We start from the raw sequence: 13177 nt of genomic DNA, 5'->3' as shown, positions 1-13177 counted from the left end.
ATTGATACACCAAAAAGCTTTCGACCTATGATCTGCCCATATTAATTACCCCAAAAACGGATACAGTTTGCAACTCTATTTTCATTTATGGCGATGGTCGTCAGGCCATGGGGGATTTGTGTGAAAATTCCTGTATTATCGCAGGCTTTTCTCACCAGTGCAGGAATTCGTACTCACATTTGAAAAGTTTCAAATTTAACAACATTATGAGCGCTGCGTTTCTTGCTCGGACTAAGTCTCCCCGGGCTCCGGAGTATCATCTATAAGCTTTATGTATATCATAAGGATATACATTTTCTCGGGGAGTGAAGTATAATTGAATCATAAGAAAGAGAAGGACGTGATTCTAATGACGACTGCAACGCTCAGTAAATGGGGCAACAGTACTGCTGTCCGTATTCCAAACCAAATTCTTAAACGTCTTAATCTGGAAGAAGGCACGGAAATTGAAATCATCGTAACACAGGAAAACGAATTATTATTACGCCCTAAGAAAAAAACACAAGAATCAAATGAGGAGCTGCGCAACCATCTGAAACAGCTGCTTTCCAAAATGAAGCCTGATTCGCCGCGTCATGATGAAGTGGACGTAGGCATTGAAGGAGACGAGCTCATTTGACGATTCCAACTCGCGGCGATTTAATATGGCTCGATTTTGATCCGCAAGCCGGGCATGAACAAGCTGGCCGACGTCCCGCAGTCGTGCTGTCCGAATCGGAGTTCAACGAACTGACCGGCTTTGCTGTCGTGTGTCCGATTACAAGCCAAGTCAAAACTTATCCTTTTGAGGTTCCTCTTCCGGATGGGTCCCCAATTACTGGAGTTGTCCTTACGGATCAATTTAAAAGTTTGGATGTTAAGAAACGGAACATTAAAATTGTGGGCAATGTCGGCAGCGAATCAGAATTTATGAAAGCTGTTCTTCGAAATACTCGATCGATCTTAGCATGAGCAACAAAAAAACGCAGAGCGTTCCATGGACGCTCCGCGTTGCCTTATTCTTTCCCGGCCGGTGATCCGGCCCCGACGCTTACAATTCCTTCTCCACCTTGTACCCCTTCCGCTCCAGCAGCTTGACGATGCCTTGGTCTCCGAGATAATGGGCGGTGCCGACAACGATTCGTTTTTACACTGGATCGCCCGGCTGGCCGGATCATTAATATATCCGTGGGCTGACACGGTCTTCGAGAACGCGAACATACAAGCGAATACGAGCAGCAATCCGCCGCCAATCAGCATTAATCGTAGGATGAAACGGGAATCTAAACGGGTTTGAAGATCATCACATTACCTCCCATGATTTGGTTTGGGCATGATGTGCCTTTCTGACATTCATAGCGCGCAACTATGTAGAGATCAAAACCAAGGAAGTGCGCCTATAGGTAAAGAAACGGAGGGGATTGGAATCCTGTCTCATTATGGAGGAATCTGTGGCATAATAGAGTTTCGTCGCAATTGGAGTCGTGTTAGCGGAGTGTCATGAAGTTAAGTGAAGCTGATGTATGGGTCAGACATCAGACAGAAAAGAAAGATATATTACGAGTTATCGGTTGTATATTGTTGAATAATAACCATTTCTTGTAAATGGTGTAATTTATCCACTCATTGCTCCGGCTGCTGTGAGGGAGTCCAAATTATCAGTATATTGCTAATGCCTGGTACAATGTTCTTGTACCGATAAAAAAAAGCCGCTAAATTAGCGACCTTCCTGATTAGTCACGCAACATATTTTTCATTCGAAGATATTCGTCTTCTGAGATTTCCCCTCTTGCAAACCGCTCATCCAAGATTCTTTCTGGTGTGTTTTCATTGTGGCGTGTGTTTCCTTCTCCTCTTACCCATTTTATTACCAAATAAATTACGCCGACAATTAAAAGAAAATTGATGATCATGCCAAACGTTCCGAACCCAAAACCATAACCCATCATCATTTTGTCTCATCCTTTCATCGAATTATGGGGAGCCGAACACAAACTGTTGTCCCCTTATTGACCTCGCTTGTCACATGTAAGGTTCCAGCATGAGCATCCACAATTGCTTTTACAACGGCAAGTCCTATTCCAGCCCCGCCTGTCTTCCGGTTTCTTGATTTTTCCCCACGGTAAAAACGTTCAAAAATATAAGGGAGTTCCTCTTCCGTGATTCCCATTCCTGTATCGGATATAATGACGACACCTTCGCCTTTATCTTTGGTCACTTCAATATGAATATTTCCTGAATTCGTATATTTATATGCATTTTTTATTAGATTCAAGAATACCTGAACCAGCCGTGAGCGGTCCCCGGTAATCCATACATCACTCTTGTTTACCAGATCAACTGAAAGACCTTTATGCCAATACTGGCTTGATATAGTATTCATCGACTCCCGTACAATTTCATTAAGAGGTACCATTTCCGTCTTAAGCTGAGCCATGGGATTCTCTACAACAGTCAGATTTTCCAAATCACTTATAAGTTGAATCAGGCGCATTACTTGGTCATGACACACTTGAAGCTTATCAGGGGATGGTTCCCAGATGCCATCTTGGAATGCCTCCAAATGGCTTTGTAGAGTCGTTAAGGGCGTGCGCAGTTCATGAGCTACATCAGCGGTCAACGTTTTCCTTAACTGATCTTGTTTCTCCAACCCGTCAGCTAAATGATTAAGAGCCTGGCCCACCTCATAAATCTCCGTATTTTGATTAGTCCCTTCTACACGGGAGCTGAGGTCTCCTTCTTTCATTCTTAAAGCAATATCCTTTATTTCCAAAAGGGGTTGGCTAATACTTTTAGCCATATATCTGCTAAACAGATACGTTCCGACTATGACGATACCTAACGCCACCCATAATAGTGTGTTAAACATGCGGAGGAACTGTTTATTCAGACTTTGGGACGTTTCGTTCACCGATTGGAATTCCAATATTCCCACCTGCTGATTGCCTTTTACAATTTTTTTTTGGATAGGGCTTAGCAAGGGCTTGGATTTCGCCTCTCTATGCATTCCCATTAGGCTGGTATCCCAAATCAAGCGGTGGTCATTGTCATAAACACGTACGACATAGTCGCCAATCATCGCCTGGTGAGAAAGAAGCATCCAAATATCGGTATTCCATTTACCAGTAGATTCATTATAAGAAGCTTCTAGATCTTCAAGAATACTTTGTATTTCCGCCTGCTGCTGATTTTTCTGATACTGATTGAACGAAAGGCCCATGACCAGATTAACAAGCAGGACAATGGACAGAAGCGCACTGAGCGCAACACCGGTATGGGAGACAAGGAGCTTTCTGCTCAATCCACCACTACTTTTCATCAGTATTCACCAAAAATTTATAACCCACCCCAAAGACAGTACCTATAAATTCAGGGTGTTTAGGGTCATCGTTAATTTTATGTCTAATATTCTTGATATGAACATCAATGGTTCGCTCAAAGCCTTCAAAAGTATCACCTTGGCTAAGGTTAACCAGTTCAAGCCGCGAGAACACTCGCTTCGGATGCTTTGCCAAAATTTCCAGCAGTTTGAACTCCATCGGTGTAAGAGGAACGGGCTCATCTTGAAATTTTACTTCATAGCGTTCCAAATCCACGGTTAAACGGCCTTGGGCAAAGGACATTAATGACGTATTATTCTCCTGTTCAGAATGATTAGATCTTCTCAATAAACTAATTACGCGAGCGAGGAGCTCTCTTGGACTGAATGGTTTGGTAATATAATCGTCTGCTCCGATCATAAGTCCATTTATCATATCGTCTTCACTACTTTTCGCCGTTAGCATGAGAATCGGAATGTTCGAAGTCTTCCGTACTATTCTGCACACTTCCTCTCCGGATATATCCGGAAGCATTAAATCCAACACGATAAGATCAGGATGTAATGTCTCAAAAAGATGAAGAGCGCCCTTTCCAGTATCGGCCTCATACACTATATAATTATTTTTCTCCAAGTAAGCCTTGATGACGTGCAGGATATTTTCTTCATCATCCACCAATAGTATCTTCACAAACTTCCTCACCTATCTCTTTTTGTTTACAAAGACAGACCTTCATCATTGAAGGTCTCATCTTATGAAAGTCTTATCTTATTATGACCGGATTAGAAGTTCATCATGCCTGCTCTGAATTGAGAATTTCTCTTGATTCCTGACATTCCTGCCCCATTTGAGTTGTTACAATAATTGTACATTTGCTCAATTTGTTCATTTGACAGGTCGGGATGTATCTGTTTAGCAAAGGGCAGCATATTTTCGAAGAAGCCACTGTTGTTGCCATTGTTTATCGAAGCTGCGTAAGCACCAACTGACCCAATTCCCATAACCAGTAGTAGTGCCCCTAATCCAATCCCCAATTTCTTCATTTTTATCTCCTCCTTATAATTACACTATAAAACAGAGTTATGAAGAATGAATTTGCAACTTATGAAGAAGTTATGAAGGAAAAAAGAGTGAACGTCAAATAGACCCATCTAGCAATCGCCTGTCCCAGCAAGCTCTTCGGCATCGGCTGGGATTTCTGCAGACGAAGCCAAGCGCATAATAGCCATCCGGCCCTTGCGCAGTCACACTGTACGGATTGCTTATGGCTTCCGGCACGGCTTTCAGCGCTTCATCGTATTTGCGACGCGCATGCGCCTGACGTTTAGCAAGAGCTGTATCAAAGGCTACGGAGACCTTTTTATCCAGTGTTCTCTCACGAGCTATAGTAAATAATTCACCACAGAGAAAGTATAACTAAGCTTTCCGTTGATCAACACATCGCCGCACCAGCTTGAACGGGCAAGACTTTCGGTTGCCTGATTCTCCTGCATGAATAACAAAAAGCCTGATACACCAGGCTTTGTCTCAAAAAGTCTTTTAAGAAACCTAAACTTAGGCATCTCGTTTACGGTAAAATACAATAGCTACTGTAATAAAGATCAGTGTCCATAACATTGAAATACCTGTCCCTTGCATTGGTGTAAGGACATTTATTTCATCAGAGGAAGGCGGCATATACATATAATATCCTGCCGTATCCGGCAAATATTTAGGTAGCAAATCTCTCGTCAATGGACTGACAATGTAATAATAACCAAGCAGCATCACTAAAGCAGGAGTGGTTCGTCTTAGTAAAGCACCTATAGCTGCACTGAGAAGTGCGGTTAATGTTAGATAGCCTGTTGCACCTACTAATGTTTTTATCATTGTGTCTATTTCAAACCCTACTGCTGTGTCTCTCATCATAATAAAAGTATATAATACACCTGATGCAGCAATAATAAACGCCACAGGAATGGTTATAATCGCCAATGCCAAATGCTTCGCGGATAATTGAAACCCACGCCAAGGTATCGTAGTTAAAGTCGTTCGAATCTGTCCGCCAGTATACTCCGAACAAGCAGCTAAGATACCGAGAATAATGAACCCTGCTTGAAGATATCCCATAGAAGCAAGTCCTATATTCAGTATATTTTGCGTTCCTGCCGCCCCTTGTAGACCAGCCGAAGTAAAAGCTGCGGCTAAAACTAAATTAAGAATGAATGTACCCATAAGAGTGAGCCATATCAATGGTAATGTAACTAATTTATCCAGTTCAGCACCAAGGATTTGTGTTATCTTTCTACTAGATGAGACACTCATGATGCAACGTCCCTCCTATGGAATACGATAGCTGCAACAATAAAAAAAACGGCTACCCAGGCAAACATGACTAAACCGCCTGTGAACGGGGTGTGAAATCTGTCGAAAAAACTGCCTGTGAACGGGGTGTCGCTCATAGACATAAACATATCAATGCCAGCCCGATCCGGTAAGTAAAATGCCAACTTTGTAACCTTAGAAAACAGGACACTAAATGATACAACGGATGAATTTATGATGAGCACAGCAAGCGGGATTATGCCATTCTTTGTTAGAACAGTAATCCCAAATGCTAAAAGAGCAGTAAATGTCCAGTAACAAACCACGCCGATAAGTCTAGACCATTCAAATGCAGGGGCATATTCACCAAGAATAAGCTGCGTTGCCGATACAGTTGTCATAATAGCAACCATACAAAGCAGTATGCTGATCACGGTCACAGCGCCTGCTTTTGCCAGCAAAAAATGAAGCCTTGATGAAACAACAGTTAAACTTGTTGTAATCTGCTGCCCTCCACCCGATTCACTGCTCTCTGTCAAATATTCACTGCTGACAGCAAGCACACCAAGAATAATGACACCTTGCACACCGAAACCTAATCCATCATAACCGGCTTCCGATAGCCCTGTAGCTATAATCTCCGCTTTTTGTTGTGTAATGACCAAGGCTGCAATGACCGCTGGGGTAAATGCTCCAATAAGAAAGGCAAGCCAAATGCCCGGCAGGGAGAACAATTTAGATAATTCCGCGTTGAATGCTCTCATACAACATCACCTGCATGTTCAGATGTCAGGGCAAAAAAGGCTTCCTCCAGCGTGGAATGGTTACCTATTACTTCTTCCAATGTTCCATCTGCAACGATTTTTCCTTGATGAATAATCACCACATCATCAACCGTCTCTGCAAGCTCTCCCATGAGATGACTGGATAGTAACACCGTGTTTCCAGACGCAGCACGTTCACGTAAAAATGTCCGAATCCAGCGGATTCCTTGTGGGTCGAGCCCGTTAACGGGTTCATCTAAAACCAATATTTTGGGATCGCCAAGCAGTGCAGCTGCCATTCCAAGTCTTCTCCCCATGCCAAGGGAATAACTCCCAACCCTTTTCCCGGCTGCATTCGTAAGACCTACGATTTCCAGAACTTCCTCGACACGTGAGCGAGACAATCCTGCGGCACGAGCAATCCAACGCAAGTGTGCCCGTCCTGTTCGCATACGATGAGCTCCAAATCCATCAAGTGCGGCACCTATCGTTGCTAGCGGATTATGCAATTCTGCGAATGGCTTTCCATTAATTAGTGCACTGCCTGAGGTGGCACGATCTAATCCAAGCAAGATGCGAAGTGTAGAACTTTTCCCTGCCCCATTCGGACCTAAAAAACCAGTTACTCTCCCTGGTCTAGCTTTAAAACTGATACCCGATAAGATTTCCACAGTTCCGCGATGTTTGACCAAGTTATTAATTGTAAGCAACCATAACACTTCCTTTCTGTTATGGTTCTAATTATAAAGAAGCAAAGTTACAACTCGGTTATCACGCTGTTTACTTCTGGGTTAACTTTAGGTTACGCTCTACCAATAGCTACTCTTGTGCCATTTTCATTTGATGTAAAGTCAGCTTTCAGCTTCATTTTTTTCAACATATAATTTGAAGTCGATAAACCAATCCCCGCCCCACGCTCATAGGAAGAGTTATCCATACCTGGACCTCTGTCAGCAACAATGATCTGTTCTTTTTCTACATCAACCACAATGTTTGCATATTTCCCCTCTGCCGCATGGCGAAGAATATTCTGAAATAAATTATCCAGTACCCGTGTCATCCATTTAGGATCTGCTTCCCAATAAAAAGTCTCTTCTGTCGGTAAATCAACATCGAGCTGAATTTCTTTCTCTTCAAATGCAGGATACCACGCAGCAATAGATGCTCTTACTAAACGTCCAATATCTGTTGAAGTGGGATGAAAAGGATGTTTCCCTGATGTAAGCAATGTATAGGAAAGCAAATCATCCATTAGATCTCCGACTCTTGTAATCGTATGGTTCATCTCTGTTAATGAGTTTTGTCCTTCTAAACTTATTGATTCTTTATTTAATCTGGTGACATGTCCTCTCAAAATGGTAAGCGGCGTTCGTAAGTCGTGAGATAAATTCGCAATGAGTCGATGTCGTAATAATTCCTCTTCATATTCTCGCTTGCGACTGTCTTCAAGCTGCTGAATCATCCAATTAAAAGAACTTCCTAACTGGTCTATTTCATCCATACGATCCCTTTGAACAGGTATTGGTTTAGGAAATGAGTTATGATTAGCTGAAAATGACATGACTTCCTGCAAGCGAGCGAGACGTTTTTGAAGTTTCAAGAAGAACAGCCAAGATAATACAACAAATGCGACAATAATAAAACCAAACAATAGCACGGTAACGTAAAATAGATTTAATTTATTTGGATCTTTTTCATGGATATCAGAAAACCCAACGAATGTAAAGAAGAAAATAAGCACAGTTAGAGGAGAAAGATAAATAGAAAATGTCCTTTTAGAAAACGACGAAATAATGATCTAGACTGTTTCATAGTTTCACCCGATAGCCTATTCCCTTTAACGTTTCAATAATCTCCGGGGAATCCGGATGACGTTCCAGCTTTTGGCGCAGTCGATGGATATGCACCATTATTGTTTTATCACCTGTTATATAAGCTTCTTCCCAAATAGCTTCATAAATTTGTTCTTTTGGCAGAACTTGATTAGGGTGGCGTAAGAAATACATTAAAATTTGATGTTGTTTCCCAGTCAATACAATTTCTTCTCCTGTGCGTTTGTCAAATACCATTTGGGCTTCCGGATCTACTTCAATATGATTTCCTAATGAAATGCGTTCGGAATGCGTTCCACCGCTTCGACGGATTAATACTTCTAATCTTGCAACTAATTCATCCGTATGGAACGGTTTCGTTAAATAGTCATCGGCAAATTGTAAACCATCTACCTTATCATCTATCGATGTTCGAGCAGATAACAACAAAATAGGAACAGCAGGAGCTGCCTTTTTTAATCGTTTTCCCACCGTAAATCCGTCTAATCCGGGTAACATGATATCCAAAATAACGATTTCATGCTGATGTACTTCTTTTTCGGCTCCTTCACCGGAAAGCAGCCACTGAACCGAAAATCCTCGCTGTTCCAATTCTTCTTTTAGCAGGCTGCCTATTTTCTCATTATCTTCAATATATAATACGTTTCTTTTCAAGTAACATCCCTCTCTCTAAATTGAGTTCATTATTAGACAGATTAACACAATCTAAAAAATGGCATGAGCAAAAAAACGCAGAGCGTTCCATGAACGCTCCGCGCTGCCATATGGCAATCCGGCCCCGACGCTTACAGTTCCTTCTCCACCTTGTACCCCTTCCGCTCCAGCAGCTTGACGATGCCCTGGTCTCCGAGGTAATGGGCGGTGCCGACGACGACAAAGTACGTTTTATTTCCTTCGCCTTGCAAATATTGCTCGATTTTCTCGGTCATCGTGACGTTCCGCTTGTCGGTTAGCGCCTCCATGTAGATGGCGTAATTGTCGCTGTATTTCTCCTCGACAGGCGCGAACAGGAATTCCGCCAATCCTTGTTCGTTGCCGGTTTTCCAATATTCGGCCAACTGCTGCAGCGTTTCTTGCTTATCCGCCTCCGGATTCAGCGCTAGTTCCAGCAATGTCTTCTGCACGTCTTCGGAAAATCCGTCGAACATTTCAAATTGGAACTGCGCTCCTTCCAGCTCCAGAATATCCTTGCTATCCTTCGCTTTTTGCAAAAAATAGTAATCGATTCCTTGCTGCGGATCGAGTCCGGTAGCGATGGCGTCCATACTTTCCAACAGCATGTTGACGTACCAAACTTCATAGTTCTCCACCATTTCTTCCGGTATCCCGTATTGATCGAACCGATGCTTCAATTGGCTGTACAGCTCAGGGGTTAGGTGATCCTTCAGCTTGGATCCGTCCGCATATTTGGCAAGGCCGTCAATCTGCTGCCGCATCGCGGCCGGGTCGATGTTCGCTACATCGGCTTCCACAACCAATGCAACCGATTCGTCAAAGGCGGATTCGATCTTGGAATGGAGCGGATAGAAATCCGCCGTGGCAACGTGAATCGAGCCTAACATATGCACGGTGTTTCCGTTATGGCTTACTTTCCACAGAAAGCCGCCCGAGCCTTCCCCGCTCCCCGCGCTGTCGCCCGGCGTCGGTGCCGGAGATTCCGTACCCGCCGTTTGTTCCGCCGGCTCCCCTTCTTGCAGGTTGTGCGACGTTCCTCCGCCGGCGCCGCAGCCTGCCATAACGAAAACGAACATCAGGCTTGCCATCAAAATCGTAACTTTCTTCATCATCGGTTTTCTCTCCATCCATCTTCTTTTCTTTCTATATCCGTATCCTCGGTTCACCAGTTAGTCTACATTTTATATTTTGTACGCCTTCATCGCTTTTCGCAGTTCCTTGAACGTAGGCCGTTTGCCGTACATCAATACGCCTGTGCGATAAATTTTGGCCGACAGCCAGCCGAAGACGTAGATGGATACGGCGAGAATAGCGATAGATAGCCAAATTTCCCATGCGGCGACATGACCGACGCCAATGCGCAAAATCATGCTCGTCGGCGAGAAAAACGGAATAAACGACGAAACTTTCACCAAGATCGTGTTCGGCGTCGATACGCTGAACGTGCTAATATAGAAAGCTGCCAAAGACAATACGGTGATCGGCATGACCGCCTGGCCCAATTCCTCGGTGCGGCTTACGAGCGAACCGATCGCCGCGAATAAAGTCGCGTACAAGAAATAGCCAAGTACATAGAAGATGAAACCGTAAATGATCATTGCCGGATCGATTTGCGACAAATCGAGCCCGATATCCGCGAATACGGCCGCATTATGAGGCAGAGACAGATTGACGGCGATCGTGATCGCGAATACGACAATCTGCACCAAACCGACCAAGAACATCCCGATCACTTTCCCGAACATTTGCTGCAACGGCGAAGTGCTCGTAATGAGAATCTCCATAATTCTGGAGCTTTTCTCCGCCGTCACTTCCGATGCGATCATATTGCCTGTCATCATAATCGTCATGAAAAACAGTACCATTAGCACGGTGACCATAATATATCCGATCGCCGCTTGCTCTCCGGTTTTCGCCGGATTCTCTCCCGGTTCCGTCGCAATTTGCTCGCTCTCGATTTGAATCGGAGCGTTTAACGCCTCTTTTTGCGCTTCCGTCAACGAATCCTTCACGATCACTTCCATTTTAATTGTGCGGAGTGCATTTTGCAGCGAGGAACTGACGTTCATATCAATCATTCCTTCGGATTTATAGACGAAATCCGGGAATCCGATTTGCACGTTTTCTTGAGGCACCAAATAGCCTTTAATGACCTTGTTCGCCACTTCCTGCTTCAATTTCGTTTCGTCCGCCTGCGCCGACGCTTCCTGATCGTACAGACGGATTTGCAAATCCGGGTTTTCCTGCTTATCGTAATAATCCTTCAGCATGGCGGCCACTTCCGTTTTGCCGTCCGCCACGACCCCGATCGCCGCCGTTTTGTTCTGGTCTCCGTCGAACAAGGAAATGATAAACGGAATATTGATTCCGATCGTCATGAGAAGAATGAGAACGATCGTCGTGACCAAAAACGCCTTCGTTTTCACTTTGTTCTTAAATGTAAATCCGATAATCGTGCCCAGTTTATTCATTGCTCTCACCTACCGCCTTAATGAAAATTTGATTCAACGTCGGTTCAACCACTTCGAAGCGGTGCACAACCGCCTGTTCCATCGCTTTGGCCAAGATAGGCTGGGCCGCCGCCTCGTCCGAAATGGCGATTTTATAGCCGGACTCGTGCTTCTCCACCGTTCTCACGCCGGGGATTTGCTCCAAACCGGATACTTCCCTGTCCGTACCCAATATGACCTGTTCCCGCGGAAATTTGCTTTTAATTTCTTTCAAGCTGCCCTGCAGCACCGTGTTCGATCTGTGCAATATCGTTACATTGCGGCATAATTCCTCGACATGCTCCATCCGGTGCGTCGAGAACAAAATGCTCGCTCCTTCGTCGCGCACTTCCTTCACCGTTTCTTTCAGCAATTCCACGTTGACGGGATCCAACCCGCTGAACGCCTCGTCCAAAATAAGAAATTGCGGCTTATGAATGACGGCGGCAATAAACTGAATTTTTTGCTGGTTGCCTTTGGACAATTCTTCAATGCGTTTATTGTAGTATTCCGGCACATGAAAACGTTCAAGCCACCGTTTCAAGCTTTTGTCGGCCTCCGAGCGCGACATGCCGCGCAGCTGCGCCAAATAGATGAGCTGATCGCTCACTTTCACCTTCGGATACATCCCCCGCTCTTCCGGAAGGTATCCCATCATTCGCTGCATCTCGGCGTTGTACGGTTTGCCGTTGTATAGAATTCTTCCTCCATCCGGATAGATGAGGCCGAGCACCATTCGCATCGTCGTCGTTTTGCCCGCGCCGTTCGCGCCAAGCAATCCGTAAATTTCCCCTTTCCCCACTTCCAGGTTGACACGGTTCACTGCCGTATGTTCGCCGAATTGCTTCACGACATATTCCAATTGCAATGGTTGCATTATGATTTCTCCTCTCTCATCGTCTGTTTCCGCTGGATTAAATACAGCAACGTTTCATCCAACTCCAGCGTTCTTGTTTTGACCGGGTTCCATCCGAACTCCCGCATCGTCCGCTCCGTGGCGCTCGCGTCGCTGCTGACAAGCCGGATCATGCCGCCCGCTTCCCTTCCCCATTCGACAAGACCGGGAAGTTCGCCCGCATCCTGGGCCATGCCCGTCTCTTCCGTTACCCACATCTCTTTCCAGTTATCGAGCAGGCTGTCTTTTTCGAACATGCCCAGCACTTGGCCTTGGAATACGAAGACGATATAGTCCGCGAGCCGCTTCATTTCATCGACAATATGCGTCGACAAGATGACGGTGCGGTCTCCTTGATCCATGAAGCCGCGAAGTTCGTCAACCATCATCTTCCAAGCAAACGGATCGAGCCCCGACGACGGTTCATCCAGTATGAGCAGTTCCGGTTGACAGGAGAGCGCCATCGTCAATTCGCATTTCCGCCGGACCCCTTTGGACATTTTGCCGAATTTCTGCGTCGGTTTCAGTTGAAACTTCGCTACAAATTCGTCATATTTGCTCCAACTCCAACCCGGATACCAATGCGCCGTAAACTTCGCCAGTTGTTCCAGCGTGAAATGATCTTCATCGCGGCTGGACACTTCCGGCACATAGCCGATTTTTTGCTTGATCGCCCGGTCCAACGGCTTGTCAAGACGCTGTCCCAACAAACTTGCCGTTCCCGCATCCGGATGCAGCAATTCCAATGCGATATTCAGCAGCGTGCTCTTCCCCGATCCGTTCGGACCGACGATGGCAAATACGTACCCTTTCGGAAGCTGCAGATCGACCGGACCGAATAACAACGAATCCCGATGTTTCATGACGCCGTTCATCGTCAAAACGGATTCTTCCATATGAATTCACCTCATTCTGCCAT

General features: G+C 44.9%; 16 protein-coding genes. 2 read left to right on the top strand and 14 right to left on the bottom strand.

Translation table 11 applies throughout. The features are described from left to right. The first annotated feature begins 316 nt into the window (after positions 1-316). Both KQI79_RS03330 and KQI79_RS03325 read left to right on the top strand, forming a co-directional pair. The gene (locus KQI79_RS03330; RefSeq protein ID WP_216536803.1) at positions 317-619 is read left to right on the top strand and encodes an AbrB/MazE/SpoVT family DNA-binding domain-containing protein; all 303 of its coding nucleotides are present in this window, start codon (positions 317-319) and stop codon (positions 617-619) included. Beyond that, positions 616-951 carry a type II toxin-antitoxin system PemK/MazF family toxin gene (locus tag KQI79_RS03325; RefSeq protein WP_216536802.1) on the top strand — a complete coding sequence of 112 codons (336 nt, stop codon included), beginning with the start codon at positions 616-618 and terminating at the stop codon, positions 949-951. The genes KQI79_RS03330 and KQI79_RS03325 overlap by 4 nt, the downstream gene beginning before the upstream one ends. 79 nt (positions 952-1030) lie before the next feature. Here the strand turns inward: KQI79_RS03325 and KQI79_RS27445 are convergent, their stop codons facing one another. The 14 genes from KQI79_RS27445 to KQI79_RS03255 all read right to left on the bottom strand — a co-directional run bounded on the left by KQI79_RS27445 (position 1031) and on the right by KQI79_RS03255 (position 13154). Beyond that, a complete protein-coding gene (locus KQI79_RS27445) occupies positions 1031-1120 on the bottom strand; it encodes a TraB/GumN family protein (RefSeq protein WP_356709468.1) in 90 nt (29 codons plus the stop codon). Positions 1121-1712: 592 nt separating this feature from the next. Continuing rightward, entirely contained in the window at positions 1713-1931 is a 219-nt protein-coding gene (locus KQI79_RS03315; RefSeq protein WP_216536801.1) for an SHOCT domain-containing protein, read from the bottom strand. A gap of 14 nt (positions 1932-1945) precedes the next feature. After that, a complete protein-coding gene (locus KQI79_RS03310; protein ID WP_216536800.1) occupies positions 1946-3298 on the bottom strand; it encodes a sensor histidine kinase in 1353 nt (450 codons plus the stop codon). Further along, the gene (locus KQI79_RS03305) at positions 3288-3989 is read right to left on the bottom strand and encodes a response regulator transcription factor (RefSeq protein WP_216536799.1); all 702 of its coding nucleotides are present in this window, start codon (positions 3987-3989) and stop codon (positions 3288-3290) included. Before KQI79_RS03305 ends, KQI79_RS03310 begins: the two co-directional genes overlap by 11 nt. Before the next feature lie 92 nt (positions 3990-4081). Next, on the bottom strand, positions 4082-4342 hold the full coding sequence (locus KQI79_RS03300; RefSeq protein ID WP_216536798.1) for an FAD/FMN-containing dehydrogenase: 261 nt from the start codon (positions 4340-4342) through the stop codon (positions 4082-4084). A gap of 511 nt (positions 4343-4853) precedes the next feature. Further along, positions 4854-5603, bottom strand: a complete 750-nt coding sequence (locus KQI79_RS03295; protein ID WP_216536797.1) for an ABC transporter permease — start codon at positions 5601-5603, stop codon at positions 4854-4856. Then, positions 5600-6367, bottom strand: a complete 768-nt coding sequence (locus KQI79_RS03290) for an ABC transporter permease (RefSeq protein WP_216536796.1) — start codon at positions 6365-6367, stop codon at positions 5600-5602. The genes KQI79_RS03295 and KQI79_RS03290 overlap by 4 nt, the downstream gene beginning before the upstream one ends. After that, positions 6364-7086 carry an ABC transporter ATP-binding protein gene (locus KQI79_RS03285; protein WP_483311364.1) on the bottom strand — a complete coding sequence of 241 codons (723 nt, stop codon included), beginning with the start codon at positions 7084-7086 and terminating at the stop codon, positions 6364-6366. Before KQI79_RS03285 ends, KQI79_RS03290 begins: the two co-directional genes overlap by 4 nt. A gap of 83 nt (positions 7087-7169) precedes the next feature. After that, positions 7170-7967: a HAMP domain-containing sensor histidine kinase gene (locus tag KQI79_RS03280; RefSeq protein ID WP_253297919.1), complete on the bottom strand. Its 798-nt coding sequence runs from the start codon at positions 7965-7967 to the stop codon at positions 7170-7172. A gap of 208 nt (positions 7968-8175) precedes the next feature. Further along, the gene (locus KQI79_RS03275; RefSeq protein WP_216536794.1) at positions 8176-8853 is read right to left on the bottom strand and encodes a response regulator transcription factor; all 678 of its coding nucleotides are present in this window, start codon (positions 8851-8853) and stop codon (positions 8176-8178) included. A 131-nt stretch (positions 8854-8984) separates the two neighbouring features. Beyond that, positions 8985-9986, bottom strand: a complete 1002-nt coding sequence (locus KQI79_RS03270) for a TraB/GumN family protein (RefSeq protein ID WP_216536793.1) — start codon at positions 9984-9986, stop codon at positions 8985-8987. Between the two features lie 69 nt (positions 9987-10055). Further along, positions 10056-11345 (bottom strand): ABC transporter permease, encoded by a 1290-nt coding sequence (locus KQI79_RS03265; RefSeq protein WP_216536792.1) that lies wholly within the window; start codon positions 11343-11345, stop codon positions 10056-10058. Beyond that, positions 11338-12240: an ABC transporter ATP-binding protein gene (locus KQI79_RS03260; protein WP_216536791.1), complete on the bottom strand. Its 903-nt coding sequence runs from the start codon at positions 12238-12240 to the stop codon at positions 11338-11340. Before KQI79_RS03260 ends, KQI79_RS03265 begins: the two co-directional genes overlap by 8 nt. Continuing rightward, positions 12240-13154 carry an ABC transporter ATP-binding protein gene (locus KQI79_RS03255; RefSeq protein ID WP_216536790.1) on the bottom strand — a complete coding sequence of 305 codons (915 nt, stop codon included), beginning with the start codon at positions 13152-13154 and terminating at the stop codon, positions 12240-12242. The genes KQI79_RS03260 and KQI79_RS03255 overlap by 1 nt, the downstream gene beginning before the upstream one ends. Positions 13155-13177 lie beyond the last annotated feature (23 nt).

The sequence above is a fragment of the Paenibacillus sp. MSJ-34 genome, from assembly GCF_018918005.1.
Classification (GTDB): domain Bacteria; phylum Bacillota; class Bacilli; order Paenibacillales; family Paenibacillaceae; genus MSJ-34.
This window is presented reverse-complemented; position numbering and strand designations above follow the sequence as displayed.

Coding starts and splice junctions, on each gene's coding strand:
- KQI79_RS03315 (WP_216536801.1), bottom strand. CDS start 1,931: ATGATGATGGGTTATGGTTTTGGGTTCGGAACGTTTGGCATGATCATC.
- KQI79_RS03310 (WP_216536800.1), bottom strand. CDS start 3,298: ATGAAAAGTAGTGGTGGATTGAGCAGAAAGCTCCTTGTCTCCCATACC.
- KQI79_RS03300 (WP_216536798.1), bottom strand. CDS start 4,342: ATGAAGAAATTGGGGATTGGATTAGGGGCACTACTACTGGTTATGGGA.
- KQI79_RS03295 (WP_216536797.1), bottom strand. CDS start 5,603: ATGAGTGTCTCATCTAGTAGAAAGATAACACAAATCCTTGGTGCTGAA.
- KQI79_RS03290 (WP_216536796.1), bottom strand. CDS start 6,367: ATGAGAGCATTCAACGCGGAATTATCTAAATTGTTCTCCCTGCCGGGC.
- KQI79_RS03270 (WP_216536793.1), bottom strand. CDS start 9,986: ATGATGAAGAAAGTTACGATTTTGATGGCAAGCCTGATGTTCGTTTTC.
- KQI79_RS03265 (WP_216536792.1), bottom strand. CDS start 11,345: ATGAATAAACTGGGCACGATTATCGGATTTACATTTAAGAACAAAGTG.
- KQI79_RS03260 (WP_216536791.1), bottom strand. CDS start 12,240: ATGCAACCATTGCAATTGGAATATGTCGTGAAGCAATTCGGCGAACAT.
- KQI79_RS03255 (WP_216536790.1), bottom strand. CDS start 13,154: ATGGAAGAATCCGTTTTGACGATGAACGGCGTCATGAAACATCGGGAT.